We start from the raw sequence: 26389 nt of genomic DNA, 5'->3' as shown, positions 1-26389 counted from the left end.
TTCCTCCCGCGCGCCGCTCAGAAGCGCGCGTTGAGTTCCAGTTGCAGGACATCGATGGCCAGCGGTTGCCCATACACCTCTTCCGCGCTCAGCCAGCGGCCACGGGCGGACAGGTCCGGGGTGAACGCATAGCTGCCGCCCAGGAAGTAGCCCTTGGCGTTGGTACCACCGAGATGGAAGGAAGAGTCATTGAAGGCATCCGGCAGGGCGTCCGGCTCGATGTACTTATAGCCGAAGAACACTTGCCAGTTGCCGGCCCGGGCCAGGTCCAGATCATCACCAAAGGCGGCGTGCACCATCCAGGCATCGGCGCCGCTTTCCAGTTCGCCGTTGGTGTCGAAGTTGTTGAGAATCAGGCCGTCCGAGCGCTCGAACATCTCGTCCTCGTCGTAGGCCAGGTTGTGGATGTAGTTACCCGCCAGGCTCAGCTCATAGTCATTGAACAGGGGCGTGCGCCAGCGCAGGTTGATGTCGAGGAGCTGGAACTCCGACGCCAGGCCCACCAGTTGCGGCATGGCGGTGTCCGCCTCGTTGCCGGGTTCGAGAACGATGTCGCGCAGCAGGAAAACGCTGTTGCCCTTCTGCATGAAGGCCGGCGCCGACCAGTCCGAGCGGCAGCTTTGATAGCCGGCGTAGAGGGGGCACGGGGACGAACGCTGGCCCTGAATATTGTCGAAATCGTAGTAGGCCAGGGCGGCCAGGAAACGCCGGTCCTCCTGGAAGCGCCAGTCGATGCCAAGCTGGGCACCGAACAGCCATTTGTCCTCGCTGGCTTTCTTGTTCTGTTCGTCGGACGGGAAGTCATCGGAGATGTAGCCCAGCGGGAAGGCGCCCAGGGTGCCGAAGAAGGCGCCGTGCTCCCCCACGGACACATCGTTCCAGCCCGCCGAGACGCCGTCGAAGCCCAGTTCCCCGGAGTAAAGAATGTCCGTGGAGACGAAGGGGTTCTTGGCGCGGCCGGCGGTGAAGGTCCAGATCCCCGGGTGCCAGCTGATCCAGGCCCGGTCCAGCCAGATGTCCTTCTTGCTCAGGCCGCCGCCCAGGGTCTGGGTGGTGGACACCGGACTGTCGCTACTGCCGGTGGCCAGGCGCAGGCCGGTGCGCCATTGCTTGCCCAGGTCCGCTTCCAGGCCGAAGCGCGCACGGACGCGCAGCAGGTTCTCCCGGTCCTGACGGGTATTCAACAAGGGTGGAAAGACGTTCGGGACGGAAATGTCGTACTCGGTGTCGTTCCATTCCTGGTAATCGGCCACCTGGTCGCTGTTGTCGTTGGCGCGGAAGCGGGACTCGTTGCGCACCCGCACGTCGCCGGACCATTCCACCCGGGAGACCCATTCCGGGAAGGTGTTGGGCGCCGCCCAGTTCTCCTCCTTGGCCTGGGTGATCACCTCTTCCTTGACCTCGGCGCGGATCCCGTCGCGCACGGTTTCCGGAATATAGGGCACGCGCACATCCCCTTCGCGCACGTCCGGTTCCCGGGCTTCCTGTTCGGCCCGGGCTTCCCGGCGCGCCTGCTCCATCAGAGCCCCGGCCTGCTCCTCGGTGATCACGCCCTGCTCCACCAGCAGGCGGATCAGATGCACGGTGGTGTTGCCGGACACGGCCGGCGACGCTTGCGCCTGGTCGCCGGTCTGCGCCTGGGCGGGTCCGGCCAGGGCGGCCGCGACCGCCAGGGCCAGCGCCCAGCGGTTGAATTGCCTGTTCATGCTAAAGGGCTCCTGAAAAAGATCGTGTTTGTGGCTGCCGTGTTGATGGCCGCGAGGTCGTTGTTCATCCCGGCCGCCGTCCCTGCAGTGACATGCGCACCGGCAAGGTCAGTGACCGCGGCGGTTTCTGATCCAGCGCGTCCATGTCGCGCAGGGCGTTCACAATCCGCCGGTCCACGTCCTGGTCGCCGCTGGAGGACAGCATCTCCACCCGCGTGACCCGGCCGTCCGGGTCCAGCCAGAGATTCACCTCCACCCGATAGCTGAGGTGGCGAATGTCCCGGTTTTCGCGCAGCTTCCGCTGGAAGGCGTAGGACAGGTACTGGCCGTAGGTGGCGTTGCCCGCCGCGCCGGCGCCGGAGCCGCCCATGCCACCGCCGCTGCCGGCGCCGATGTTGAAGGCGTCGTTGCCGGCCTGGGACTCGCCGTCAATCTGCATCGCCTCGGACAGGTCCTGGGACGGTGAAGGCGGTTCCTCCGGGGTGGGTTCCTCCACCGGCGTGGGCTCCTCGGGCACCGGCTCCGGTTCCACCTGCTCCTCCGGTTCGGGCTCCGGTTCCGGCTCCGGCTGTTCCTCCGGCGGCGGTGGCGGCGGCAACGGCACGACCATGTCCTGCTTGGGCACCTGACGGCGCACGCCGGCGGTCTGATTGGCCCAGTACCAGATCAACGCGCCCACCAGGGCCACCGCCAGCACCACGCCCAGGGTGGTGGCCACGGCGGCGATGCGGCGGTTGCGCGCGGCGTCCCGGCGGCTCGGTTTCGGTGCTTGCTGTGGCATCTCGTTCGGGTCCGTCCAATCAGTTCTTGGGTTTACCGGTGACCAGGCCCACCTGGGCCAGCTCCAGGCGGCGCAGGACGTCGAGCACCTCCACCACTTTCTGGTACTGCACCGCCGCGTCGCCGCGCACCACCACCGGGAAATCCGGGTTGGTGGCCTTTTCCGTGCGCAGCCGGTCTTCCAACTCGTCCAGCGTCACCGGGTAGGCGTCCAGGAAAATCTGGCCGTCGTTGTTCACCGACACCGCCTTGGTCTTGGGCTCGGACAAGGACACCGAGGCGCTGGCCTTGGGCAGGTCCACCTGAATGCCGGCCACTTGCGCGGTGGCGGTGAGGATGAACATCACCAGCACCACCATCAGCACATCCACCAAAGGCGTGATGTTGATGCCATCCACCGGGCCGTCCTGTTCGTCGTCGTCCATGGAAGCCTTAACGGAAGCCATGCGGTTCTCCTTATGCCAGGGCGTCCCGGCGGCCGACCGACAGGTCGGCCGCGACGGACGGCGAGTGAGGGGAGCCGGCGCCGCGCAGTTCCGCCAGACGGGTCACGAACTCGTCCAGGAACACGCGCATGTCGGAGCTGATTTCCCGGTTGCGGCCGTTCAGGCGGTTGTAGGCGAACAGCGCCGGGATGGCGACGAACAGACCCGCCGCCGTGGCCAGCAGGGCCGCGGCCATGCCCGGAGCCACCGCGTTGATGTTCACGTTGCCGGCCATGGCGGTGCCCAGGAACACCACCATGATGCCCAGCACGGTGCCCAGCAGGCCGATGTAGGGGCCGCCGGCGATGGCGTTGGAGAGCACGCCCAGGCGGTGGCCCAGGGCGCGGTTTTCATTGGTACGCACCGCGTCCATGGAGGCGCGGATGGCTTCCAGGGTTTCCGAGGAAATGCGGTCGGTGTCGGCGCCCTGCTCGCGGCGCACGCGCAGCTCGCGCACCGCCACCTGATAGAGCCGCCACAGGGACGAGTGCGCCAGGCGCTCGCCCAGGTCCCGGTCATCAGCCAGAACTTCCAGGCGGGTGCCAACGCCGGCGAAGGCGTCGCGGAACTCGGCGTTGGCCTCGTCGGTACGCCGGGCCTGGCGGAATTTCTGGAACATGACCACCCAGGTCTGCACCATCATCAGCGCCAGCACACCGATGATCACCCAGGCATCCACCGGCACCGAGGAGAGCAGGAAACCCAGGGCACCGAAGCCGAACCCGGATTGCTCCTCGTCCACGCCGAACACCAGCAGCCGCGACTCCGGCCCCTGGGACAGGGCGCTGGCGCGCAGCAAAGCGGGGGACCGTTCCACCCGGGACAGGCGCACCTCGTCCATGGCGCCGGTGAAGCCGGTGGCCGGCGCCAGGGCGGCCGGCGTTTCACCTTCCCCGGCATCCGCCAAGGCGGCGTCGGTGGCGCCTTCGCCGTTGCCTTCCCCGGCATTTTCCCCGGTACTGTCATTGGCGCCTTCAGCGCCACCGGCCACGCCCGCCCGGTAACCGGGCACGTCACCGCCCAGGGCGGCGACGCCGTTGAAGGCCGGCAGCGCCACCGCCATCTGGCCCGCCTGACGGCCATTGAGATAAAGCGTCACGCCCCGGGCGCCGGCGGTCACCGCCAGGTGCTGCCATTGATCGGCGGCCAGCGGCTGGCCCCGCTCGCTGCGCTGGCCGTTCACTTCCACGAAGGGCACGCCGTTGGCGATACCGATCAGCAGGGCATTGCCGCCCTGGCGGCGGGCGTAGAGAAGCTGCTCGCCGGCGGCCTGGGGCGCCTTGATCCAGGCACTGAAGCTGAAGGCGCCGCCGGCGGTTACCGCCAGGGACGGCGAGGCCGGCAGCATCAGCGGCTCACCACTGAATTGCGCGGCCTGGGCGATCACGCCGGTGGTGGTGCCGGGCACCGGGTTGGTGGAATCGTTGTTGTAGGCGGTGGCGTCATCGGCGCTGCCGCCCGGCGCGCCGTCGAAGTGATAAACGCCGGCGTAGTCGGCGTCGAATACCTGATTGCTGTCCGGCAAAGGCGCCTGCGGATTGCCGTAATACATCCAGATGTCCTGGCGGGCTCCGCCCTGGATCTCCGGCACGTCCACCCAGATGTAAGCCACCCCGAGCAGGGCATCGAAACTCTCTATGCGATGGTTGAGCACCGTTTCATCGTCACCGAGCACGAAACGCAGGTCGGCGCCGTTTTCCTTGACGCCGTCGAAGCTGAAGTTGCCCGTGTGCAGGCGGACCAGCACCGGCACCCGCCCCACCCGCTCGGTGATAGCGGCGCCTTCCTGGGTGGTATCCACGGTGATCTGCTTGCGGTAGCTCCAGTCTTCCTGCCACCAGGCCTGGGCCAGAGCCGGCGCCAGCGCCCCCAGGCAGGAGAGAATGAGTATGAGTAGACGTTGTCGCATGGTCAGGCACTCCGAAAAAAAGCAATTGGGTCCGTTGTCGTTAAGGTCTTCATGGCATGGCGTTCAAAAGCGCGCGGTAACGCTGAAGTGCACCCGGGGGTCGTACTTCTCGGTGTCGCCGGTTTCCGCCAGCGGGTAACCCAGATCCACGGAGCCGCTGACGTAATCCCACAGCTCGGCGCGGGCGCCAACGCCGACGCTGGCCAGGTCGAAGCGGGCTTCCTGTTCCGGCAGCGGATCACGCAACTGCAACTGGGCGCCTTCCCCGAACACATGGAAGCGCAGCAGGCGCCAGGGGTTGCCGAACCAGCCGTCCAGGGACGGGGTACGCAACTCCAGGCTGGCCAGGTAGCCGTCGTCGGCGGCCTGCTCGGCGGCCAGGTACCCGCGCACCGAGCCGGCGCCGCCCACGGCGAATTGCTCGTTGGAGATCAGCGGCCCGGAGGCCGCCTGGCCCCGTACCTTGCCGGCCAGCACCCAGTTCTTGAGCTGCCACTCCAGGTTGGCGTCCGCCTTGAGCACGGCGAAGTCCGGGCTCGCCTTGTAGCGCTTGTAATCGAATTCCCGCCAGCCGCTGCCACCGGAGGGAATCTCGTCGGAGGCGGTCACCAGACTGAGATTCAGGAAGCCCTGGTAGTCGTCGGTGAAGAAGTAACCGTCGTAGGAGAAGGTGAAGGGGGCGTATTCCAACGGCACCTGGTCCTCCTCGCCACCGAAACGCAGCGCCTCCTCGAAATCCTTGAAGTCGATGCCGGCGGTAAAGGAATGCCCCCAGGTCCCGTCGAAAGGCAGGCTGTACACCGCCGCGATGCCATAGGAGTGGCCCCGGCCCAGCACATTGGTGCCGCCCACCGTGGCCACGTCGCTGTCCGAGGTATAGCCGCTGAGCCGGGTGGACCAGCGGTCGCTCAACGGCGCTTCGTAGCTGAAGGACCAGACCTCGGCGTTGTCGGTATTTTCCGGCGCGGTGAAAAAGGTCAGGGAAGCACTGTGGCCACGTTGCCAAAGGTTGGAATGGGACAAGGTTGCGACCGTGCGCAGCTTCTCGGTGTCGGCGCTGTAATCGTTATTCAGGGTCAGGCTGGCGTTCCAGGGCCGCTGATCCTCCACCGACAGGTCCACATCCATGGTACCGGGTACTCGTCCTTCCTTGACCAGCGGCATGACCTGACGCTTGCCGGAGCGGTTGACCTTGGTGAGCTGTTCCTGGACCAGCTCGAAATCCGGCACCACGCCCCGGCTAAGCGCCGGCACCTCCTGGCGGATCGCCAGCGGCGAATGGTACTTGGCGCCCACCACCCGCACCCGTCCCACGGTGACCTCGGAAACCAGCAGATAGACCACCCCGCCGGACACCTTCTGCTCCGGGAGCTCCACGTACACCGATTGATAGCCCCGCTCCTGGTAGGCCTTCTGCAGGGCCGCGCGGGCGCTCTGAATGTCGCTCAGTGTCCTGTCCGGCCCAAGATACGGATACACCGCTTTCTCGATGGCGCGGTTATCCAACACGGTGTTACCGCGAACGATGTACTCCCGAATGGTAACGGTGGTGGTGGCCGCCTCCTGGGCGGCCAGCGGCGGGCTCAGCAACAGCAGAATAAAAAGCCATGCGCCCCCCTTGGTGATAAAACCTGACGTTCTTCCGTGCGCATCAAACATGGGCAAAGGACTCGGCACTAAAAAAGAGGCAGTGATTCAGTTAACAGTTTTAAGACGTGGCCCGCCCACCATGACCGAACTTTTGTCACCAAAAATTCATAACGCCGGTTAGAGGATTACAGCGGCGGACGCGAAAAAATCCGCCGCCCGGCGAAGGGCGGCGGTCACCTGATTGCCGACCGTGTTCCGTCTTTTTATAAATGGAATGCTCCGATCAACAGAGAACAAGACTGTTTCAGCGTGGCGAAACCGTATTCATTTCATAAAAAATTCATCCGGCTTGCGTGGCCCGACATTGTGGCGCCACCGGGATGGCGGCAAGGTAGGCCGGACCCGGAACAGGAAGGAATGAAGCAGGATGGCGGCACACCACGACCCCATGGGTCCGCGGTGCCTGGCGACGGCACTGGCGGGCATCGCCCTGCTGGCCACGCTGGCCGGGGCCGCCCCGAATGATGGCGGTGGAAACGACGACGCGCCGCCCTGCATCACCGTGGAAGTGAACGGCCAGCGCGCCCTGCCCTATGAGTGTTACCAGGAAAAAATGGCGCCGAGCCATGCAGGCGAGCAGGTCCGGAACCGACCACGGCTGAACGCCGAATCGGTGATTCACCAGTCGCCCAACCGCAGCGGACAATTCAGCCGTTCCACCCTGCGTAACCGGATGGGCAACACTCTCGGGCAGGGCGTCCGGCCGCAACGCCCACCCCGGCGCGAAGCCCCTCCGCCCTTGCTCCGCTAACCCCGACCAATCGGCACCCCTGAAACCTCCTGGTGCGCCCCGCTCCCTATGCGTGCAGCCCAACCCCAACCACCCCCTCCCTCCCAACCCCAAACCCTCCTTGCAAATCAACAAGCTACGCTCATTCTTTAGCCGCCCGATTTTTGGCACAAATGCTGCTTAGACATGTATAACCACGGACAGAACCGCGCCGGCGTGTCCCGCCCTCCGGTTCCGCCCGTCCCAGGCACCACGATGACGGGAGGCGTCATGCAGCTGAGCCATTTCAAAACCCTGTGGGGACATCCGGGCGACGTCGCCGACGCGGCGCGGCTGGCGGTGGACGCCGGCTTCCAGGGCCTGGAGGCGCCCCTGCCAACGGACAACGGCGAACGCGACGCCCTGGGCCGCGCCCTGGCCGCCTACGGCCTGCGCTGGATTCAGGAAATCTGCACCGCCGGCAGCTATGTGCCGCGCCGCCAGGCCTCGGTGGAAGAGCACCTGGCGGATTTCGAGGCACAACTGGCCGCCGGCCGTGAATTGGGCGCCGAGTTCGCCAACGTAATGGGTGGCTGCGATGCCTGGTCCATCGACGACAGCGTGCGCTTCTTCTCCGAGGCCCAGGACATCGCCACCGGCCTGGGCGTCACCGCCAGCTTCGAAACCCATCGCGGGCGCAGCTTTTTCTGCCCCTGGAACACGGTGGCGATTCTGGAGCGCGTGCCGGAGCTGGCGGTGACCTGCGACTTCAGCCACTGGGCGGTGGTGTGCGAGCGCCTGCCGGACACCGAGTGGGACAGCATCGAGCGGGTCGCCGAGCAGGCCCTGCATGTGCACAGCCGGGTGGGCTACGACCAGGGGCCCCAGGTGCCGCACCCCGGCGCGCCGGAATTCGCCGGCGCCCTGGCCGCCCACCAGCGCTGCTGGGAAGCGGTGTGGTCGTCCCAGCGCCGGCGCGGCCTGAGCACCACCACCATGACCCCGGAGTTCGGCCCGGACGGCTACCTGCACACCCTGCCGTTCACCGGCGCGCCGATCGCCGATCTGTGGGACCTGAACCGCTGGATCGCCGACTGCGAGCGCCGGCATTTCCAGCAGTGGTCCGTGCCCCATGACCTGAAACGCCAGGCGGTTTGAGGAGGTTTCCCATGGCAATGATCAAGTCCACCCTGCGCCACCCGGACGGCCTGGCGCCGAACGCGGCGGCGCTGGCCTACATCCTGGTCACCTATGTGGGCGGCTGGCTGCTGATGGCCCGGCCGGGCTGGCTGCTGCCCGCCCTGGGCGTGCTGGCCTGCGCCCACGGCATGGTGGTGGCCGCCTATCTGATTCACGACTGCGCCCACAACGCCCTGTTCAAGAACACCGCCTACAACACCCGCCTGGGCAAGGCGCTGAACTGGATCGCCGGCGGCTGCTACGGCACCTACGAGGATCTGCGCTACAAGCATCTGCGCCACCACGTGGACAACGCCGACACCATCGCCTTCGATTACCGCGCCTGGCTGAAAGCCCACCCGCGCACCGAGAAGCTGGTGTTCGCCCTGGAATGGGCCTATGTGCCGGCGGTGGATTATCTGATGCACGCGGTGCTGATGGTGGCGCCCTTTATCGGCTACGGCGACCCGGCGCAGCGCAAGCGCACCGCCGCCGTGCTGCTGGTGCGTCTGAGCCTGCTCGCCGCCCTCGCGGTGTGGAGCCTGAAAGCGGTGCTGCTGTATTTCGTGGCCTATGCGTTGCTGCTTACGGTGCTGCGTTTTTTCGATGCCTTTCAGCACAACTACGACATCATCGCCACGCTCAACGACAAGGAAGCACCGCTGCCGCACAAGGGCGACCGGGAGTACGAGGAAAGCAACACCTACACCAACCCGATCTCGCGGCGCTGGCCGGTGCTCAACCTGCTGGTGCTGAATTTCTGCTACCACAACGCGCACCACACCAAGCCCACCCTGCCCTGGTACAAGCTGCCGGCGGCGCACCGTGAACTGTACGGCGACGACTTCGCCCAGACGCTGCCGTTCAAGGATCAGCTGCGCAGCTACCACCGCCATCGTCTGGACGGCATCCACGCGGAGACCTACGGCCAGGTGGAAGCCACCCGGGCGATTCGCGAAGGCAGCGCCGTGCCGGTGTACGGCCTGAGTTTCCTGACCGCATTCTGAGGAGGCTGGCGATGACCGCGTCATTACGGGATTCCATCACCACCGGCGACGCCCCGGCCCGGCCGCCGGCGCCGGCCCTGAAGCGCCGCTGGCTGGATTTCGGCCAGCATCTGGACTGGCGCCGCCGTGTGCTGCTGGGGCTCACCGGCTGGCTGCTGTTCGTGTTCGGCTGGTACCTGGCCGCCCACGCCGGGCTCGCGTCCGAGCGGCTGTTTCCCGGCCCGGTGGCGGTGATGCGCGCGCTCACCGATCTGTTCGTGGAGCAGGGCTTTCTCGGCGACGTGCTGTCCAGCATCCGCCGCATCCTGATCAGCTTTTCCCTGGCGGTGGCCATCGCCCTGCCCCTGGGTTTGCTAATGGGCGCCTTCGCCCGCATCGACGGCCTGCTCAATCCGCTACTGGGCGCCTTCCGTTACCTGCCGGCGCCGGCGTTCATTCCACTTCTGCTGATGTGGCTGGGCACCGGCGACAGCCAGAAGATCGCCCTGCTGCTGATCGGCGTGGTGTTCTTCCTGGCGATCATGCTCGCCGACGTCACCCGCCAGGTGCCGGCGGCCTTCATCGAAACCGCCAAGACCCTGGGCGGCGGCCGCCGGGTGGTGCTGTGGACCGTGGTATTCCGCCATTCCCTGCCCGGTTACCTGGACACCTGCCGGCAAATGCTGGCGGTGAGCTGGACCTATCTGGTGATCGCCGAGATCGTCGCCGCCACCGACGGCATCGGCGCCATGATGATGCGCGCCAAGCGCTTCGTGCACGTGGACGACATCATGGCGGGCATCGTCACCATCGGTTTGCTGGGCCTCGCCTTCGACGCCCTGTTCCGTCTCGTTTATCGCTGGCGCTTCCCGTACCTGCGCGGGGAGCACCAGCGCTGATCCGCTTTCCCTTGCCAAGAGGCTTTTCATCATGCGACTGATCAAGCTGCTGTTACTGACCACTTCGCTGTGCCTGGTTTCCCTGGGCGCCCGCGCCGCCGAGCCGGTGCGCCTGTCCCTGTTCTCCTGGCCCGGTTACGGGTTCTGGTTCATCGCCCAGGAGAAGAACCTGGCGCCGGACCTGGATCTGGAAATCAGCGTCATCGAGGACCCCTACGAAAGTTTTTCCCTGATGACCTCCGGTGGCCTGGACGTCACCTCCAGCACCGCCGAGTACGGCCCCATCGCGGCGGACAAGGAGGTGCCCATCAAGATGGTCACCTACACCAACCCTTCCTACGGCACCGACAAGATCGTGCTGGCCCCGGGCATCGAAAGCGCGCGGGACCTGAAAGGGGAATCCGTGGCGGTGCTGGTGGGCGGCCTGACGCAGATCTTCATGGGCATCTGGCTGGAGCAGAACGGCGTCGGCTTCGATGAGGTGGAGTACACCAACCTGATCATGGACGACGCCGTGGGCGCCCTGGTGGGCGGCAACGTGGCCGCCGCGGAATTCTGGGAACCCTTTGGCTCCCACGCCCTGGACGCACTGCCGGACGCCACCGTCGCCGCCACCTCCTCGGAAGGGGACTGGATCGAAACCGCCCTGCTCGGCGACGCCATGTACATGAGCGACGCCTTCCTGAAGGAACGCCCGGAGGTGGCCGCCAAGACCCTGGACGCCTACTTCAAGGCGGTGGCCTGGTGGAAGGAACACCCCGCCGAGGGCAACCAGATCATCGCCAAGCATCTGGGCTTTCCCCTGGCCGACGTGGAAAAAGTGATCGGCAAGGACGGCAAGATCCACAAGGGCGGCATCTGGGTGTTCGACGCCGCCGAGGCCGGCCGCTTCATGGGCGTGGCGCCCGGCGAGCTACCCCTGGGCCTGAGCAACGGCCAGATCGGCCAGCACTGGGAAACCACCACCGACTGGTGGCTCAAGTTCGGCCTGGTGGACGAGCGCCATCCCATGGAAGCCGGCGTTAACCTGGCGCCGCTGAAAGCCATCACCACCGACTGACATGTCGACCAACGGAGGACCCGCCATGCACAACGGTTCCGGTTTGATCATCGAAAACGCCGGCAAGACCTTCCGCGCCGGCGGCCGCGATCCCCGGGTGGCCCTGGAGGGCGTGTCCCTGCACCTGCCGCCGGGCCGCGTGGGCGTGCTGCTGGGCCCGTCCGGCTGCGGCAAGTCCACCCTGCTGCGCATGGTGGCGGGGCTGGAGGAGCCCACCACCGGCGCCCTGTCGCTGAACGGCCGGCCGGTCACCGGCCCCGGCCGGGACCGCGGCATGGTGTTCCAGAGCTACACGTCCTTTCCGTGGCTGACGGTACGTCAGAACGTGGCCTACGGGCTGAAGATCACCGGCGACAGCTCCAGCCTGCGTGAAGGCGCGGTGGAGCATTTCATCCAGGCGGTGCGCCTGGAGGACGTGGCCGACGCCTACCCCCATGAACTGTCCGGCGGCATGCGCCAGCGGGTGGCCATCGCCCGTACCCTGGCCAACCATCCGGAGCTGCTGCTCATGGACGAGCCGTTTGGCGCCCTGGACCCGGAGACCCGCTGGCAGATGCAGGAACTGCTGCTGGGTATCGTGCGCAAGGAGCGCACCACGGTGCTGCTGGTCTCCCACGACATCGAGGAAGCGCTCTACCTGGGCGACGTGGTGTTCTTCCTGTCCAGCCATCCGGGCCGGTTGCGGGAAGTGATCCGGCCGGATTTCAAGAAGGAGGTGCCCGCCGGGGACCGCGAAGCCTTGCTCGACCATCCGCAATACCGGCGGCTGGACATGCACATCCGGCGGCTGATGAGCGAGGAAGGCACTACCCGGGCGAGCCCGGTGGCGGAAGCGGCGGATCGCGGCTAAAGCTTCAACAACTCAATCAACCGCTCGGTGAAGAATGGAATCTCTTCTTCCAGGCTGAACAAACGCGGCGAGAACAACCAGGTCTGCGTCACCCCCATCAGGTGGGTGTAGCACAGCAGCCCCAGCTCCTGGGCACCGTGGCGGCGGGGAATATCGCCGTCCTGCTGGGCCCGTTCCACCTGCCCGGCGAGCACCGACACCAGGTCCCGGGTCAGTTTGCGCTCGCGGCGCAGGGTGTGATCCAGGTTGTTGGTAAGCTCGGTTTTATTGAGAAAAATCTCGAAGGACTGGCGGTAGCGGGTGTCCTCCACCAGCAGACGCAGCCAGCGGTCGGCGAAGGCGCGCAGCACTTCCAGCGGCGGGCCCTCGGCGTGGCGGGTTTCCTTGGTGAGCGCCAGCAAGGGCCCCTGGGACAGCAGCAACACCGCTTCGAACAGTTCGTCCTTGTTCTTGAAATGCCAGTAGATCGGCCCCCGGCTGAAGCCCGCCTGGGTGGCGATGTTGGCCAGGGTGGTGTTGGTGTAGCCGTTACGGCTGAACAACACCAACGCGGCATCGAGAATCTTGAGCCGGGTTTGTTCGGCTTCTTCCTTGGTGCGTCTCATTCGGGCAATCAGGCTCCGTACCGGCGGTGGGGATTCAACAAGAAAGGGTAAAGCGCCCGGCGATTACCGCCAAGCGCTCACCGGGCGAGGCGTGGTTCAGAACATCTTCAGGTAACGGCGCACTTCCCACTCGGAAACCTGGTTGTGGTACTGCTCCCATTCATCCCGTTTGAAATCCACGAAGGTGTCGAACATCAAATCGCCAAATACTTCCCGGGCCAGCGGGTCCGCCTCGAAGGCGTCCACCGCTTCACCCAGGGTGCGCGGCAACATCTCGATGCCCATTCCGCGAATTTCCGCGCGGCTGTAGTCGTTCATGTTCTCCCGGTGTGGAGTGCCGGGTTCCAGCTTCTCGCGAATACCTTCCAGGCCGGCGGCGAGCATCAGGGCCGCGCCCAGGTAGGGGTTGCCGCCGATGTCCGGGGCGCGGCATTCCACGCGGCCGCCCTGGGAGGGAATGCGCAGCATGTTGGTGCGGTTGTTGTTCCCGTAGCAGCAGTACACTGGTGCCCAGGTGGAGCCGGACATGGCGCCGCGCTGTACCAGCCGCTTGTAGCTGTTCACCGTGGGCGCGATCACCGCGCAGATGGCGCGGGCGTGTTTCAGCACCCCGGCAATGAAATGGTAAGCCAGGGGCGAGACGCCACAGCCGTGGGGGTCGTCGCCGTCCGCCTCGAACAGGTTGCGGCCGGTCTCCAGATCCGCCAGGGACATATTGAAGTGCGCGCCGCTGCCGGTGCGGTCGGCGAACGGCTTGGCCATGAAGCTGGCGAAGGCGCCGTGCTTGCGGGCGATCTCGTTGGCCATCATGCGGAAGAACACCAGCCGGTCCGCCATGTTCAGCGCATCGGTGTACATGAAGTCGGTTTCGAACTGGCCGTTGGCGTCCTCGTGATCGAAGGAATACACGTCCCAGCCCTGGGCGTTCATGGCTTCCACGATTTCACCGACGATGGGCAGGTTGTCCATCAGCGGGCGCGGGTCATAGCAGGGTTTGTCCAGATCGTCCCGGTCGCTGACCGGCGCGAAGCCGCCGTCTTCGGTATCGCGGAACAGGAAGAATTCGGTTTCGATGCCCAGATTGAAGCCCAGCCCCAGTTCCGCCGCCGCTTCGAGCTGGCGCTTGAGAATGCCGCGCGAGCAGGCCTGGAACGGCTGGCCGTTAAGGTGCAGGTCGCTGGCGAACCACACCAGCTCCGGATTCCAGGTGCACGGCGTGGCGGTGGCCGGGTCCGGCATGGCCGCCACTTCGTCGTCGTTGATGTCCTGGGGCACGCCGTCCAGGGCCGCGCCGGTGTACAGCTCGGAACCGGTCAACATGCGATCCAGGTGGGCAAGGGGCACGAACTTGCCCTTCACCACGCCGTGGATGTCCACGTAGCTGGCCATGGCGTACTTGGCGCCCTTGTCGAGCAGATCCCGGGCCAGATCGTCGGCGTTCGGGGCGGAGGCCGCGGAGGGGCCGTTGGCTTTGGCGTTCATCATGTCTCTCCAGACGTTACCGCGCGGAAAATAGGTACAGGCCTTGCATTCAATATACATGCCAGCTTGTATATATAATCCGGAGACCCACCCGTGACAGTGATCGAACGGCACATCCAACTGGGCGACTGGCCCCTGAAAAGCGGCGGCGTGCTGCGCGACGCCCGCCTCACCGCTCTGCAGGCCGGCACCCTCAATGCCCGGCGCGACAATCTGGTGCTGATTCCCTGCTACTACGGGGGCACCGCCCGGGGCAGCCTGCCCCTTATTGGTGCGGGCAGCCCCCTGGCCGACGGCGATTACTGCGTGGTGCTGTTCGACCTGTTCGGCAACGGCGTCGCCACTTCACCCAGCAACGCCCATCCTTCCCAGCGCGGCCACCGCTTCCCGTTGGTGGCCCTGGAGGACAACGTGGCCTCCCAGGCCGCCGCCCTGGAAGCCTGGTTCGGCCCGGCGGAGATCGCCCTGGCCACCGGCTGGTCCATGGGCGGCATGCAGTCCTATCAATGGGCGATTCATCACCCCGAGCGGGTCCGGCGCCTGCTGCCGGTGTGCGCCACCGCCCGCTGCTGGCCGCACAACCGGGTGTTCCTGGACGGCGTGCGCGCCGCCCTGCAAGCGGACGCCACCTTTAATGGCGGCGACTACCAACAACCACCGGAGGCTGGCCTGCGCGCCTTCGCCCGGGTCTACGCCGGCTGGGCCTACAGCCAAGCGTTCTTCCGGCGCGGCCTGTACCGGCGGTTGGGCTTCGACAGCATCGAGGCACTGCTGCGTTTCTGGGAGGAGGACCATCTGGCCCAGGACGCCAACGACCTGCTGGCGGTACTCGCCGCCTGGGAAGCGGCGGACCCGGGCGATGGCGACCTGGCCACCGCCCTGGGCGCGATCCGCGCCCGGGCCCTGATCCTGCCGTCGCGCACCGACCTCTATTTCACCGTGGACGACGCCCGCCACGAAGCCGGGCTGATCCCCGGCGCCACCCTGGAAGTCCTGGACTCGGACCTGGGCCACGCCGCCGGCGCCCCGGGCCGCGACCCCGCCAGCACCGCCGCCTGGTTCCAGGCCATGGCGCGCCTGCTGGCCTAGGGCCTGTTCACACTACTTGCATCGCGCCTGCTGGGTGTCATTTTGGACCTCCAGCCAGGCGGAGGGAGCGCGCGACCGACAACGACGCTGGAGGCCAAAAGGGCGCCAGCCCTTCGGATTGCGGCTATAAATCCACCCCTCCGCGTTACTCGTCGTTCATTTGGAGCCACCAAACTTCTCTCCTCGTGCCTTGATGGGTGGATTTATAGCCGCAACAGGTGCGAGGCAAGTAGTGTGAGCAGGCCCGAACCGCAAGCACCACCGGTGTTCCGGATACTCCGCTCATAGTACGATTCAGGATCACCTTCGGCGGAAGCCGGGTATGGAGCAGGGAGAACCAATCAGGTGGCCCGTGGACCGAGTTCAGATAAAAGAAGTCATAAAGCCCGCCGACCAGGGATTCAGTCGCCCTTTCCTGTGCCGCGGCGTCGATAATGACTTTTATTATGTGAAGGGACGGAATACCACGCCGGACAGCATGTACAAGGAATGGATATGCGCGCACCTGGCAACCGCCCTGGCGCTGCCCATTCCTGAATTTCGCATCGTCGAATTGGATCCGGAACTGGTCGAGGCGCTGTCCCCCGATCTTGCCCCAATCGGCAGTGGGCCGGCCTTCGGCTCCAGGAAAGTACCACGCGCCCTTTGGCTCGAACCGGCATCAGTCAACCAAGTCCCCGCTGCTCTTCAACGACGAGTGGTGGCTTTTGACTGGTGGATTCGAAACTCGGACCGCACCCTTCACAATCCCAATCTGTTATTCGATCAGGAGTCACTGGTGGTATTCGACCACAATAATGCCTTCGACACCGATTTTGATCCGGAGGACTTCCTGGCGAACCACATTTTTAAGGATGAAGCCCGCAACCTGTTCTCCGACTACATTGAAAGAGAGTTTTTTCGGGAGTGTTTTGAGCGGCACCTGCCAATCTTTGACGAGGCGTTCGATACGGCGCCGCCAGAATGGAAATGGTACGATAGCGACGCTACGGTACCGGGCAATTTCGCTCCGCGACCCTGCAAAGAGGCATTAGAAAATTGCCTGAATAGAAGTTTTTGGAATATACCATGAAGCGCTTCGCCTGCAAGTACAGCGTTATTCAGTTTCAGCCCTACCCGGAAACCGGCGAGTTCGCCAACGTCGGCATGCTGCTCGTTTGCGAAAAGACCGGGTTGCTCGATTTTCGTCTGGAAACCAGGAGAACGTCCAGGTACACCGCTTTCTTCCAGAACCTGGATGTGAAGCTTTACCGTTTCGCCACCGCCAATCTGGCCCGGGAATTGGAGCGCGTCCGGGATCTGGTCACCGGCGGCGGCCAACGCGACCTGATGGCGGCTTTCGAAGGGCTGATCCATCCGCGAGAAACGATTCTGCGCTTTGGTGCTCCAAGGGTCGTGCTCACCGAAGACCCCAAAGCGGAACTGGACGCGCTGTTCGAACATTACGTTCGCCACGGTTTTGCAAAAGATGCCAATTACGAGGCACGGCTGGAGAAAAAGGTCAGAGAAAGCCTTAAGGGCCTGAATCTCCCGGCACCGTTCAAGACAAGAAAGTTGGGCACCGACGTATACAGCGTTCAGTTTCCGCTCGTTCAGATGATCAATGACAGAGCGGCCAAGGCCATCAAGCCTCTTTATCTCGGCCTGAAAACACCGAACGCTATCTATGACCATGCCGACCGGTGGAGCGTTAAACTAAAGCGCCTCGAACACTTTGGTCTGAAGCCCGAAAAAGTGCTCTTCGCTATCCAGGGGCCCCGCCCCGGCGATAGCACGGATGCCAAGAAGCGGCACTTCGCTTTCCAGGAAGTTCAGGAAGACCTTGCCCAATACGCCGAGATTGTTCTCGATCAGGACCATGACAGTCGCCAGGCAATCCGCGACTTCGCCATTCAATAAACATTATCTCAAGACAAGCGGCAGCCGACGCCATCGAACCGCCCCCGCCGTAGGAGCGGCCGAGCGGCGCTCCGCTTTAGCCGCGATCAGCCTGGGAGCCATCGCGGCTAAAGCCGCTCCTACAAAAGCCCTTCTACCTTTAAACGCCACCCAACGCGGGGTTATTGCTCCGGGTCGCGGTGGGCCACTTCGGTGCCGTCGTTGGCGTCGGCGGGGAAGTCGAAGTAGGCGGCATATTGATTGCGGAACCGGGTCAGCTCGTCGCTGGCCAGTTGCCCCTTGGTGGGCAGCGGTACCTTCATGGCGTTCACCGGCCGGCCGTTCATGCGCAGTTCATAGTGCAGGTGCGGCCCGGTGCTGCGGCCGGTGTTACCGCTCAGGGCGATCACCTGGCCCTGGCGGACGGTGTCGCCGGGGTGTACGCGCACCTTGCTCAGGTGCATATAGCGGGTGCGGTAGCCGTTGCCGTGGTCCAGCACCACATAGTTGCCGGCCAGCAGCCCATGGGTGACGCGGCGTACCACGCCGTCCGCCGGGGCCGCCACCGGCGAGCCGGTGGGCATGGCGAAGTCGGTGCCGTAATGGGGGCTGATGCGACCGGTGATCGGGTGGTGGCGATGCAGGTTGAACGGTGAACTGATGCGGTAGTGGTGCGATTCGGCGAACGGATGACGCCAGAAGCTGGGCAGCAGGCTGGTGCCATCGGGCCGGTAGAAGCGGTCGTCGTCGAAGCGGGCGGCACTGGCTTGCAGACGGGCGCCTTGGTAATCGAAGCCCATCAGCTTGGCGGAGTAGGCGCGCTCGCCGCCGTCCAGCCGTTCCACGTCCACCAGCAGGGAGAAACGGTCGCCACGGCGGGCCTGGCGGGACAACGGCAGCAGCTCGGCGAGCTGGGCGCTCACCGAACCGGCGGCGCCGGCGAGGGCCGGCTGGCCGGCCAGGGCGGCGGCCAGGGACGTCCGAACGATGCCGGCCACGCGCACCCGGTGGCTGGCCCGCTCTTTTTCCAGCACCTGGCCGTGGATGGCGTCGCCGTCCAGATCCCATTGGTAACCCTCGGCATCGCTCTCCCAGAGCCGCAGAGCCAACAGGCGGCCGTCACTGTCGGCGCGCCATTCCAGGTGCTGGCCCGGGCGCAGACGGTTGAGCCGCTGGCCCTGATCGGCGTCCTCGATAAGCCGGTAGAGAGTGGCCGTGGGCAGTTGCCATTGTTCCTTCCACAGATGGGTCAGCAGATCGCCCTGCTGAATGGTGTAGTGCTCCCAGGGCAGCGGCGCCGGCGTCGGGTCCAGGTTGTGGAAGTCGGTGTCGGCGGCCAGCCGCAGCAGCGCCTGGTCGGTCATCGGCGGCGGTTCCGGGCGCGGGTGATAGCGCCACCAGAACGCCACGGACAGGGCGATCAACAGCGGCGGCAACAGGACGGACGGCCAGGACAGCGGCGAACGGGACATGGCGTTCCCCCAAGGGCGGGTGACGGACGACGAAGACGCCGATGTTATAGTATTACAGCGCTGATTTGAACGCGCCGCCGCCGGATCAGAGCGTGCTCAGGTCCACGCTCACATGGGCGGCCACCACCTTCCAGCCATCCTCGAACCGCACCCAGGTCTGCATCTGCCGCCCCACCCGCTCGGTGACACCGTCACGGAATTGGGTACTGACCGTGGCGTAGTCATCGCCGAAGGTGGTGATCACGGTGTTGAACAGCTTGCGGCCCGGGCCGACCGGCTGGCACTGGCGCCGGTAGCGGGCGATCTCCTCGCCGCCGTGCAGGTTTTCCGCCACGCCGTAGCGCACCGTGGCGGCGTGGTCCCAGAAGTAGCCGTCCAGCACCGCCAGATTGTTGTCCAGCAGCGCCCGCTCGTAGTCCTCGAAGGCGGTGCGTACTTCCGCCACCGCCCGGGGCCGGTTGATTTCCGGTGAAGCCGTCATATCAGGATTCCTCTTTCGTGGCCTGTGTCAGGGCCGCGTCCAGGGCGGCCAGGCCGGCCACCTGGCCGACGATGCCGCCCTGGGCCACGACCATTTCCAGGGTGGCCCGTTTGAATTCAGGGAAATAACTTTCCGTGGCGTCCTCGATCAGCAGGCCGCGATAACCCCGGTCACAGGCCTCGCGCATGCTGGTCTGCACGCACACTTCGGTGGTGACGCCGGCGAACAGCAGGGTCTCGATGCCGGCCTCGCGCAGCCGCCGGTCCAGGCCGGTGGCGTAGAACATGCCCTTGCCCGGCTTGTCGATCACCCATTCGCCGTCCAGGGGCGCCAGCTCCGGCACGATCTGATTGCCGGGTTCACCGCGAATCAGAATCCGGCCCATGGGCCCCGGGTCGCCGATGCGCAGGCCGGGCTTGCCCTGCTGGTGTTTGGCCGGCGGGCAATCGGACAGGTCCGGGGCGTGGGATTCGCGGGTGTGAATCACGGTGAGGCCATGACGGCGCGCCAGCGCCAGCAGCTCCGCCACCGCCGGAATGATGGCGCGCAGGGGCGTGACGTCGTTGCCCAGGGCGGCGCCAAAGCCGCCGGGGTCGAGAAAATCCCGCTGCATGTCGATCACCACCAGGGCGGTGGTGGCCGGGTCGAACCGGTAAACGCCGGGGCGCGCCGCCACTTCGATCATGACGCCTCCCGCTCGCCGCCGCCGGCCATGTGCGCGCCCAGCTCGGCGCGGTCGGCCCGGCCCGCCGGGGTCTCGAACACCAGCTCGCCGTCGTGGATCACCAGGATGCGGTCCGCCAGTTCCAGCAGTTCGTCCAGGTCCTCGCTGAGCAGCAGCACGGCGGCGCCCCGGTTGCGGGCGTCCATCAGCCGCTGGTGGATCATCGCCACGGAGGCGAAGTCGAGACCGAACACCGGGTTGGACACGATCAGCACGCGCACCTCCTCGGTGAGCTCCCGGGCCAGCACCGCGCGCTGCACGTTGCCGCCGGAGAGGGTGCCGATGGGCCGGTCCGGGTCCGGCGGCGTGACCTGGAAACGCTCGATCAGGCCACGCGCCTGCTCGCGGATCACCCGGCGGCTGACCCGCCAGCCCTGGCGGCGGATCGGCGCCTGGTCGAAGCTGCGCAGGGCCAGGTTCTCCGCCACCGACATGCTCGCCACGCTGGCGTTGCGCAGCGGCTCCTCGGGCAGGCTGTGCACGCCCCGGTCAAGCATTTCCCGGCGGCTGGCATGGTAGGGCTCGCCGTGCACGCGCACCGCGCCGGCTTCCCGTTTGCGCTGGCCCAGCAGGGCCTCGGTGAGTTCCCGCTGGCCGTTGCCGGAGATGCCGGCCACGCCCAGGATCTCGCCGGGCCGCACCACGAAGGAGGCACCGTGCACCGCGCGCACGCCCTTGTCGTTGTTCACTTTCAGGCCGGCCACTTCCAGGGCCGGCGCGCGCTCCGGGTCCACCGGCGGCCGTTCGCCGGCCACGGTGCGGTCATCGCTGCGCCCCATCATCCATTCCGCCAGCGCCTCGGGGGTGGTGTCCGCCACCTTGCAGCTGCCCACCAGGGCGCCCTTGCGCAGCACGGTGACATCGTCGGCGAAGGCGGTCACTTCGCGGAATTTATGGGTGATCATCAGCACCGACACCTGGCCGTCGTGGGCCAGATCGCGCATCAGCCCCAGCACTTCATCCGCCTCCTGGGGGGTGAGCACCGAGGTGGGTTCGTCGAGAATGATCAGGCGCCGGTCCAGATACAGCTGCTTGAGGATCTCCAGCTTCTGTTTTTCGCCGGCGGCCAGGGCCGTCACCGGCCGGTCCGGGTCCAGCTTGAACGGCATCCTGTCCATGAAGGCGCGCAGTCGCTCACGCTCCGCCTTCCAGTGAATGCGCGCCGGCAGATCGCCGCGCGCCAGCACCAGGTTCTCGGCCACGGTGAGGCCGGGGGCCACGGTGAAATGCTGATAGACCATGCCGATGCCCAGGCCATGGGCGTCCCGGGGCAAACGCACGGCGTACTCCCGGTCGTCCACCAGGATGTTGCCCTCGTCCAGGGGCGAGTAGCCCACCAGCCCCTTCACCAGGGTGCTCTTGCCGGCGCCGTTCTCGCCCAGCAGGGCGTGCACGGTGCCGGCGCGCACCGTCAGGGACACCTTGTCCAGGGCCCGGAACGTGCCGAAGGTCTTGCTGGCGCCGATGGTTTCCAGCTTCAGGGCACGCATGGTCACAGTGCTCCCAGGCCGTCCAGCAGGGCCTTGGAATCGGCCACGCTGCCGAACACGCCGCCCTGCATTTTCACCATCTTGATGGCGGCGTCATGGTTGCCTTGATCGGTGGCGCCGCAGCAGTCCTCCAGCAGCAGGCATTCGAAGCCCCGGTCGTTGGCTTCGCGCATGGTGGTGTGCACGCACACGTCCGTGGTGATGCCGGTGAGAATAATGTTGTCGATGCCACGGGTGTTCAGAATCAGCTCCAGGTCGGTGGCGCAGAACGAGCCCTTGCCGGGCTTGTCGATGATCACCTCGCCGTCCAGGGGCGCCAGCTCCGGAATGATGTCCCAGCCCGGTTCGCCGCGCACCAGGATGCGGCCACAGGGGCCGGCGTCGCCGATGCCGGCGCCGATCCGTTGCGAGCGCCAGCGTTTATTGGCGGGCAGGTCGGCCAGATCCGGGCGGTGCCCCTCGCGGGTATGGATGATCATGAAGCCCCGTTCGCGCAGGGCCGCCAGCACGCTTTTGATCGGTTCGATGGGCGCCCGGGTCAGGGACAGGTCGTAGCCCATGCTGTCCACGTACCCGCCCTTGCCGCAGAAGTCGGTCTGCATGTCGATGACGATCAGCGCCGTGTTGTCCGGGCGCAGATCGCCGTTGTACGGCCAGGGGTAGGGATCGGCGGTGATGAAGTGCTCGCTCATATCAGTGGCCTCCCGGCTTGTAGGTCCGTTCCGGCGGCTCGAAACCAAAGGCGCGGCCGTCGGTGTGTTTCACCTTGTCTTCCCAGGGCAGCCGGTAACGGCCCGCCGCCAGGTCCTGCATATAGGTGTAGGGGCAATCGCCGGCGCCGCCTTTCACCGCCACGTAGCCGCGGTGGCCGAACTGGTAGATGTTGTTCTCCACGCCCCAGTGCTCGCGGGCTTCGCGCACCAGGTCCGGGCGCAGCTCGCAGCAGACGATTTCGTCGGCGCGGCCGCCGCCTTCCACCAGGGGCACCCCGTCGAAATCGACGAACATGGCCTCGCCCATGGAATCGAAGGTGCCGTCGGAGCCGCACATGCAGACGCTGGCGGTTTGCATCAGGTTGGTGAAGGCGTTGGCCTGGTTGGTGATCTTCCAGGAGTGGCGGATCGGCGCCGTATAGCCGGCGGTGCGGATCATGATCTCGGCGCCCTTGTAGGCACACTCCCGGGCCATCTCCGGGAACATGCCGTCGTGGCAGATGATCAGCGCCAGGGTCGAGCCGTTGGGCCCTTCGCACACCGGAATGCCCTGGTCGCCGGGCTCCCAGGGTTCCACCGGCACCCAGGGGTGCATCTTGCGGTAGTAGAGTTTCAGCGCGCCGGTGTCGTCGATGATCAGACCGGAATTGAACGGGTTGCCGTTGGGGTTGGCCTCCATGATCGAGAAGCAGCCCCAGATTTTATGATCGACGCAGGCCTGCTTGAGCGCCGCCACTTCCGGGCCGTCCAGGTCGCACATGATGTCCGGCGAGGTGTCCATGGACAGGCCGTGCAGGGAATATTCCGGAAACACGATCAGGTCCATCTCCGGCATGGAACGCCGGGCCTTGCCGATCATCTCGATGACGCGTTGCGTCTGTTGCCAGAGTTCATCGCGGGTGCGCGGATCGGGCAGCGCCAGTTGCGCCAGCCCCATCACCACGCCGTTGGGGGTTTTGTTCAAACCGGAGAGTCCGCTGGACATGGGAATACCTTCTCTCGTCGGGTTATCGGTTCAGGCTGAGTTCGCCGGGCGCGCCGCTCAGGGTTCGGTCCGGCCGGCAGGTGATCACCATCACCGCCAGGGTCAGCACATAGGGAATGGCGTTGAACAGGTAGTAGCCCCAGCCAATGCCGATGGCCTGCAGGGCCGGGCCCACGGCGCCGGCGGCGCCGAACAGCAACGCCGCCCACAGGCAGTTGATCGGTTGCCAGCGGGCGAAGATCACCAGCGCCACCGCCATCAGGCCCTGGCCGCTGGACAGGCCCTCGTTCCAGCTGCCCGGGTAGTACAGCGACAAATAGGCACCACCCACGCCGGCCAGGAAGCCGCCCACGCCGGTGGCCACGATGCGCACCCCGGCGGCCCGGTAGCCGAGCGCCTGGGCGGAATCCTCGTGGTCGCCCACCAGCCGCAGCACCAGCCCCCAGCGGGTGCCGCGCAGGCCCCAATGCAGCACGAACGCCAGCGCCACGCCGATAAAGAACAGCACATTGACGTTGAGCGCCGAGCGCACCCGGGTGTCGTCGCTCCAGCCACCCAGAGGAATGGACGGCAGCATGGGCGCGCTGGGTTGAATGAAATCCTTGCCCAGGAAAAACGCCAGGCCGGTGCCGAACAGAATCAGGGCAATACCGAAGGCGATGTCGTTGACCCGGGGCAGCGAGCAGATCACGCCGTGCACCAGCCCCAGGCACAGGCCGGCGCCACCGGCGGCGAGCACGCCCAGCCAGGGCGAACCGGACAGGTAGGACACCGCGTAGCCGGTCATGGCGCCGGTGACCAGGATGCCTTCCAGGCCCAGGTTGATGCGCCCGCCTTTTTCGGTGAGGCATTCCCCCAGGCTGACGAACAGAAAGGGCGTGCCCACGCGGATGGCACCGGCCAGCAGCGCCAGCAGGAAGATCGACAGGTCGGACTCAACCATGGCTGGTTTCTCCTTTTTCCTCGAGCCCGGCGCGCGGCGCCGCGATCCAGTGCCCGCGCAGCCACAGGCGCCAGTCGCCGGTGCGGCGGGTCAGGGTTTCCCAGGCCAGCAGGTTGATGAACAGCATGCCCTGCAGAATCAGGGTGGTGGCGTCGGGCAATCCCAGGCGCCGTTGCAGCAGGCCGCCACTGGCTTCCAGACCACCCAGCAGGATCGCGCAGGCGATGATGGCGAGCGGATTGTGGCGGGCGGCGAAAGCCACCAGGATGCCGGCGGTGCCGTAGCCGGAGATCAGCGCGGTGTTGGCGCTGCCCTGCACCGCGCTCACCTCGAACATGCCCGCCAGGCCGGCGGCGCCGCCGCCCAGAACGCAGGTAAGCAGCACCAGCCGGTCCACCGGCAGCCCCAGCATGCGCGGCGTGCGCGGGTTGCCACCCACCACCCGCAGGGCGAAGCCGATCACGCTGTAGCGCACCAGTACCCAGGCCAGCACGCAGGCGACGATGCCCGCCACCAGGCCCCAGTGCACATAGAAGCTGTCGCTGATCACGCCGATCTGATAGCTGCTATCCAGTGGCGGCGTGGACGGTTTGTTGAGGCTGTTGGGATCACGCAACGGCCCTTCCACCAGATGCCGGAAAATCGCCAGACCAATGTAGGAAAGCAGCAGGCTGCCGATGGTCTCGTTGACGCCGCGCTTCTGGCGCAGCCAGCCGCTCAGACCGATCCATAGCCCGCCGGCCAGCATCGAGGCCACGCCCATGGCGATCAGCATCGGCCAGGCCGGCAGCGCCGGCAGCCACAGCGGCGTCACCGCCGCCGCCAGGCCACCCAGCACCAGCGCGCCCTCGCCGCCAATGATGATCAGCCCGGCGCGGGCCGGCAGCGCCACGCACAGCGCCGTGAGCATCAGCGGCGCGGCCCGCATCAGGGTGTTTTCCCAGGCGAACAGCGAACCGAAGGCGCCTTCGAACACCAGCGGCCCGGCCTGCCAGGCGGGCCGGCCCTGGATCAGCAGGAAGGCGATGAACAGCACCGCCGTGGTGACCAGGGCGCACAGCGTGGGCAGGGCCGGCAGCAGCAGCACGCCGGCCCGCCCCAGCCAGGGTTTCAGCATGACGGGCTCCCGCTAACGCGCGCTCGCTCAGATCTGGCCACGCACGCCCTCCACCAGGTAGTCCATGCGCTCCAGTTCCACGGCGGTTTGTTTGTAGTCGGTGCCGTCCGGGATCACGATCTCGCCGCCGTTGTTCTTCAGCGGGCCGCCGAAGATCACGAAGTCGCCGCTCATCATTTCCGCCTTCACCGCGTCGGCGTTCTTCTTCGCCTCGGCGCTGACCTTGGGTCCGTAGGGAGAGGTTTTCACGAAGCCTTCTTTCAGGCCGCCGCGCAGGAAGTTGATCATCGGCTCGCCGGCCTGGGCCGCCTGCACGTGTTTCTTGTACGGCGTGACCCAATTCCATTCAGCGCCGGTGAGATAGCCTTCCGGAGCCAGCGCCGCCTGGCTGGCGTGGTAGCCGCAGGTCATCACGCCGCGCTTCTCGGCGGTTTCCACCAGCACCTTGGGGCCGTCCACGTGGCAGGTGAGCACGTCGCAGCCGCTGTCGATCAGGCTGTTGGCGGCTTCCGCTTCCTTCACCGGCAATGACCAGTCACCGGTGAAGATCACCGAGGTGGTGATGTCCGGGTTCACCGAGCGCGCACCCAGGGTGAAGGCGTTCAGGTTGCGCAGCACCTGGGGAATGGGCTTGGCGGCGATGAAACCGAGCTTGGCGGACTTGCTCATGTGGCCGGCCACCACGCCGTTCAGGTACTGGGCTTCATCGATGTAACCGAAGAAGCTGCCCACGTTCATCGGGTGCTTGCCCTCTTCCCAGAGGCCGCCGCAGTGGGCAAAGCGCACATCGGAAAAGCGCCGCGCCACCTTCAGCACGTGCGGGTCGAAGTAACCGAACGAGGTGGGGAAGATCAGGCTGGCGCCGTCCTGGCGGATCATCGCTTCCATGGCCCGTTGCACGGCCACGGTTTCCGGTACGTTCTCCTGCTCCACCACCTTGATGCCGGGCATTTGCTTGATCACCGCGGCGGCTTCCGCGTGGGACTGGTTGTAGCCGAAGTCATCCCGCGCGCCCACGTACAGAAAGCCCACGGTGAGGTCGCCGCCACCGGCGGCGCGCAGCAGGTTCACGGGCAAGGCGGCGGAGGCACCGAGGAGGCCGGCGGCCTTGAGGAAATCACGACGCTTGAGTTGAGACATTGAGCTGTCCTTTAACGCTGGGCGCGCCGGTACACGGCGCGGGGAGGGTTGGAGTGC

At 66.1% G+C, this 26389-nt stretch carries 25 protein-coding genes; 9 read left to right on the top strand and 16 right to left on the bottom strand.

The annotated features are described in order from the left end of the window. Positions 1-17: 17 nt before the first annotated feature. The 5 genes from HMJ39_RS08165 to HMJ39_RS08145 form a co-directional block, all read right to left on the bottom strand. A complete protein-coding gene (locus HMJ39_RS08165; protein ID WP_194296921.1) occupies positions 18-1706 on the bottom strand; it encodes a putative porin in 1689 nt (562 codons plus the stop codon). Between the two features lie 64 nt (positions 1707-1770). Continuing rightward, positions 1771-2487, bottom strand: coding sequence for an energy transducer TonB family protein (locus HMJ39_RS08160; RefSeq protein WP_194296920.1), 717 nt, complete (start codon positions 2485-2487; stop codon positions 1771-1773). A 19-nt stretch (positions 2488-2506) separates the two neighbouring features. After that, positions 2507-2932 (bottom strand): ExbD/TolR family protein, encoded by a 426-nt coding sequence (locus HMJ39_RS08155; RefSeq protein WP_161385425.1) that lies wholly within the window; start codon positions 2930-2932, stop codon positions 2507-2509. A gap of 10 nt (positions 2933-2942) precedes the next feature. Continuing rightward, positions 2943-4880 carry a DUF2341 domain-containing protein gene (locus HMJ39_RS08150; RefSeq protein ID WP_161385426.1) on the bottom strand — a complete coding sequence of 646 codons (1938 nt, stop codon included), beginning with the start codon at positions 4878-4880 and terminating at the stop codon, positions 2943-2945. A 63-nt stretch (positions 4881-4943) separates the two neighbouring features. Next, on the bottom strand, positions 4944-6470 hold the full coding sequence (locus HMJ39_RS08145; protein ID WP_228462233.1) for a ShlB/FhaC/HecB family hemolysin secretion/activation protein: 1527 nt from the start codon (positions 6468-6470) through the stop codon (positions 4944-4946). Positions 6471-6897: 427 nt separating this feature from the next. Here HMJ39_RS08145 and HMJ39_RS08140 point away from each other — a divergent pair, with 427 nt between their 5' ends. The 6 genes from HMJ39_RS08140 to HMJ39_RS08115 all read left to right on the top strand — a co-directional run bounded on the left by HMJ39_RS08140 (position 6898) and on the right by HMJ39_RS08115 (position 12213). After that, the gene (locus tag HMJ39_RS08140) at positions 6898-7281 is read left to right on the top strand and encodes a hypothetical protein (RefSeq protein WP_228462232.1); all 384 of its coding nucleotides are present in this window, start codon (positions 6898-6900) and stop codon (positions 7279-7281) included. A 249-nt stretch (positions 7282-7530) separates the two neighbouring features. After that, positions 7531-8397 (top strand): sugar phosphate isomerase/epimerase family protein, encoded by an 867-nt coding sequence (locus tag HMJ39_RS08135; RefSeq protein WP_194296917.1) that lies wholly within the window; start codon positions 7531-7533, stop codon positions 8395-8397. An 11-nt stretch (positions 8398-8408) separates the two neighbouring features. Continuing rightward, complete coding sequence (locus HMJ39_RS08130; protein WP_228462231.1) at positions 8409-9425, top strand: fatty acid desaturase family protein; 1017 nt, start codon at positions 8409-8411, stop codon at positions 9423-9425. Between the two features lie 11 nt (positions 9426-9436). Then, a complete protein-coding gene (locus HMJ39_RS08125) occupies positions 9437-10303 on the top strand; it encodes an ABC transporter permease (protein ID WP_194296916.1) in 867 nt (288 codons plus the stop codon). 31 nt (positions 10304-10334) lie between these two features. Then, positions 10335-11363 (top strand): ABC transporter substrate-binding protein, encoded by a 1029-nt coding sequence (locus HMJ39_RS08120; protein ID WP_194296915.1) that lies wholly within the window; start codon positions 10335-10337, stop codon positions 11361-11363. A 25-nt stretch (positions 11364-11388) separates the two neighbouring features. Continuing rightward, entirely contained in the window at positions 11389-12213 is an 825-nt protein-coding gene (locus HMJ39_RS08115) for an ABC transporter ATP-binding protein (protein ID WP_161385433.1), read from the top strand. Here HMJ39_RS08115 and HMJ39_RS08110 read toward each other — a convergent pair. Both HMJ39_RS08110 and glnT read right to left on the bottom strand, forming a co-directional pair. Then, the gene (locus tag HMJ39_RS08110) at positions 12210-12818 is read right to left on the bottom strand and encodes a TetR family transcriptional regulator (protein WP_161385434.1); all 609 of its coding nucleotides are present in this window, start codon (positions 12816-12818) and stop codon (positions 12210-12212) included. The genes HMJ39_RS08115 and HMJ39_RS08110 overlap by 4 nt on opposite strands. Before the next feature lie 96 nt (positions 12819-12914). Continuing rightward, positions 12915-14303 carry a type III glutamate--ammonia ligase gene (glnT, locus tag HMJ39_RS08105; protein ID WP_228462230.1) on the bottom strand — a complete coding sequence of 463 codons (1389 nt, stop codon included), beginning with the start codon at positions 14301-14303 and terminating at the stop codon, positions 12915-12917. 90 nt (positions 14304-14393) lie between these two features. On the opposite strand from glnT, the gene HMJ39_RS08100 reads away from it, so the two are divergent. From HMJ39_RS08100 to HMJ39_RS08090, 3 genes are all read left to right on the top strand, one after another. Continuing rightward, on the top strand, positions 14394-15389 hold the full coding sequence (locus HMJ39_RS08100) for an alpha/beta fold hydrolase (RefSeq protein WP_194296914.1): 996 nt from the start codon (positions 14394-14396) through the stop codon (positions 15387-15389). 352 nt (positions 15390-15741) lie between these two features. Next, entirely contained in the window at positions 15742-16461 is a 720-nt protein-coding gene (locus tag HMJ39_RS08095) for a HipA family kinase (RefSeq protein ID WP_161385436.1), read from the top strand. Continuing rightward, complete coding sequence (locus tag HMJ39_RS08090; protein WP_194296913.1) at positions 16458-17288, top strand: DUF3037 domain-containing protein; 831 nt, start codon at positions 16458-16460, stop codon at positions 17286-17288. The genes HMJ39_RS08095 and HMJ39_RS08090 overlap by 4 nt, the downstream gene beginning before the upstream one ends. A 161-nt stretch (positions 17289-17449) precedes the next feature. Here the strand turns inward: HMJ39_RS08090 and HMJ39_RS08085 are convergent, their stop codons facing one another. The 9 genes from HMJ39_RS08085 to HMJ39_RS08045 form a co-directional block, all read right to left on the bottom strand. Then, on the bottom strand, positions 17450-18739 hold the full coding sequence (locus HMJ39_RS08085; RefSeq protein ID WP_161385438.1) for a peptidoglycan DD-metalloendopeptidase family protein: 1290 nt from the start codon (positions 18737-18739) through the stop codon (positions 17450-17452). 85 nt (positions 18740-18824) lie between these two features. Then, the gene (hpxZ, locus tag HMJ39_RS08080; protein WP_161385439.1) at positions 18825-19220 is read right to left on the bottom strand and encodes an oxalurate catabolism protein HpxZ; all 396 of its coding nucleotides are present in this window, start codon (positions 19218-19220) and stop codon (positions 18825-18827) included. 1 nt (position 19221) lies between these two features. Beyond that, positions 19222-19905 carry a cysteine hydrolase family protein gene (locus HMJ39_RS08075; protein ID WP_194296912.1) on the bottom strand — a complete coding sequence of 228 codons (684 nt, stop codon included), beginning with the start codon at positions 19903-19905 and terminating at the stop codon, positions 19222-19224. Then, positions 19902-21434, bottom strand: a complete 1533-nt coding sequence (locus HMJ39_RS08070; RefSeq protein WP_194296911.1) for an ABC transporter ATP-binding protein — start codon at positions 21432-21434, stop codon at positions 19902-19904. Before HMJ39_RS08070 ends, HMJ39_RS08075 begins: the two co-directional genes overlap by 4 nt. 2 nt (positions 21435-21436) lie before the next feature. Further along, positions 21437-22126: a biuret amidohydrolase gene (gene biuH / locus HMJ39_RS08065; protein WP_161385442.1), complete on the bottom strand. Its 690-nt coding sequence runs from the start codon at positions 22124-22126 to the stop codon at positions 21437-21439. A 1-nt stretch (position 22127) separates the two neighbouring features. Beyond that, positions 22128-23132: a formamidase gene (locus HMJ39_RS08060; protein WP_194296910.1), complete on the bottom strand. Its 1005-nt coding sequence runs from the start codon at positions 23130-23132 to the stop codon at positions 22128-22130. A 22-nt stretch (positions 23133-23154) separates the two neighbouring features. Further along, on the bottom strand, positions 23155-24075 hold the full coding sequence (locus HMJ39_RS08055) for an ABC transporter permease (protein ID WP_161385444.1): 921 nt from the start codon (positions 24073-24075) through the stop codon (positions 23155-23157). Next, positions 24068-25192 carry an ABC transporter permease gene (locus tag HMJ39_RS08050; RefSeq protein WP_194296909.1) on the bottom strand — a complete coding sequence of 375 codons (1125 nt, stop codon included), beginning with the start codon at positions 25190-25192 and terminating at the stop codon, positions 24068-24070. Before HMJ39_RS08050 ends, HMJ39_RS08055 begins: the two co-directional genes overlap by 8 nt. Before the next feature lie 27 nt (positions 25193-25219). After that, positions 25220-26332 carry a BMP family ABC transporter substrate-binding protein gene (locus HMJ39_RS08045; protein ID WP_161385446.1) on the bottom strand — a complete coding sequence of 371 codons (1113 nt, stop codon included), beginning with the start codon at positions 26330-26332 and terminating at the stop codon, positions 25220-25222. Between the last annotated feature and the right edge of the window lie 57 nt (positions 26333-26389).

It is taken from the genome of Alloalcanivorax profundimaris, from assembly GCF_015265435.1.
Taxonomy (GTDB): domain Bacteria; phylum Pseudomonadota; class Gammaproteobacteria; order Pseudomonadales; family Alcanivoracaceae; genus Alloalcanivorax; species Alloalcanivorax profundimaris.
This window is presented reverse-complemented; position numbering and strand designations above follow the sequence as displayed.

Bases quoted from the DNA above. Each gene is read 5' to 3' on its own strand.
- HMJ39_RS08060 (WP_194296910.1), bottom strand. From the start codon at position 23,132: ATGTCCAGCGGACTCTCCGGTTTGAACAAAACCCCCAACGGCGTGGTG.
- biuH (WP_161385442.1), bottom strand. From the start codon at position 22,126: ATGAGCGAGCACTTCATCACCGCCGATCCCTACCCCTGGCCGTACAAC.
- HMJ39_RS08125 (WP_194296916.1), top strand. From the start codon at position 9,437: ATGACCGCGTCATTACGGGATTCCATCACCACCGGCGACGCCCCGGCC.
- HMJ39_RS08085 (WP_161385438.1), bottom strand. From the start codon at position 18,739: ATGTCCCGTTCGCCGCTGTCCTGGCCGTCCGTCCTGTTGCCGCCGCTG.
- HMJ39_RS08165 (WP_194296921.1), bottom strand. From the start codon at position 1,706: ATGAACAGGCAATTCAACCGCTGGGCGCTGGCCCTGGCGGTCGCGGCC.
- HMJ39_RS08160 (WP_194296920.1), bottom strand. From the start codon at position 2,487: ATGCCACAGCAAGCACCGAAACCGAGCCGCCGGGACGCCGCGCGCAAC.
- HMJ39_RS08075 (WP_194296912.1), bottom strand. From the start codon at position 19,905: ATGATCGAAGTGGCGGCGCGCCCCGGCGTTTACCGGTTCGACCCGGCC.
- HMJ39_RS08150 (WP_161385426.1), bottom strand. From the start codon at position 4,880: ATGCGACAACGTCTACTCATACTCATTCTCTCCTGCCTGGGGGCGCTG.
- HMJ39_RS08110 (WP_161385434.1), bottom strand. From the start codon at position 12,818: ATGAGACGCACCAAGGAAGAAGCCGAACAAACCCGGCTCAAGATTCTC.
- HMJ39_RS08115 (WP_161385433.1), top strand. From the start codon at position 11,389: ATGCACAACGGTTCCGGTTTGATCATCGAAAACGCCGGCAAGACCTTC.
- HMJ39_RS08135 (WP_194296917.1), top strand. From the start codon at position 7,531: ATGCAGCTGAGCCATTTCAAAACCCTGTGGGGACATCCGGGCGACGTC.
- hpxZ (WP_161385439.1), bottom strand. From the start codon at position 19,220: ATGACGGCTTCACCGGAAATCAACCGGCCCCGGGCGGTGGCGGAAGTA.
- glnT (WP_228462230.1), bottom strand. From the start codon at position 14,303: ATGATGAACGCCAAAGCCAACGGCCCCTCCGCGGCCTCCGCCCCGAAC.
- HMJ39_RS08070 (WP_194296911.1), bottom strand. From the start codon at position 21,434: ATGCGTGCCCTGAAGCTGGAAACCATCGGCGCCAGCAAGACCTTCGGC.
- HMJ39_RS08140 (WP_228462232.1), top strand. From the start codon at position 6,898: ATGGCGGCACACCACGACCCCATGGGTCCGCGGTGCCTGGCGACGGCA.
- HMJ39_RS08045 (WP_161385446.1), bottom strand. From the start codon at position 26,332: ATGTCTCAACTCAAGCGTCGTGATTTCCTCAAGGCCGCCGGCCTCCTC.
- HMJ39_RS08050 (WP_194296909.1), bottom strand. From the start codon at position 25,192: ATGCTGAAACCCTGGCTGGGGCGGGCCGGCGTGCTGCTGCTGCCGGCC.
- HMJ39_RS08155 (WP_161385425.1), bottom strand. From the start codon at position 2,932: ATGGCTTCCGTTAAGGCTTCCATGGACGACGACGAACAGGACGGCCCG.
- HMJ39_RS08130 (WP_228462231.1), top strand. From the start codon at position 8,409: ATGGCAATGATCAAGTCCACCCTGCGCCACCCGGACGGCCTGGCGCCG.
- HMJ39_RS08090 (WP_194296913.1), top strand. From the start codon at position 16,458: ATGAAGCGCTTCGCCTGCAAGTACAGCGTTATTCAGTTTCAGCCCTAC.
- HMJ39_RS08120 (WP_194296915.1), top strand. From the start codon at position 10,335: ATGCGACTGATCAAGCTGCTGTTACTGACCACTTCGCTGTGCCTGGTT.
- HMJ39_RS08055 (WP_161385444.1), bottom strand. From the start codon at position 24,075: ATGGTTGAGTCCGACCTGTCGATCTTCCTGCTGGCGCTGCTGGCCGGT.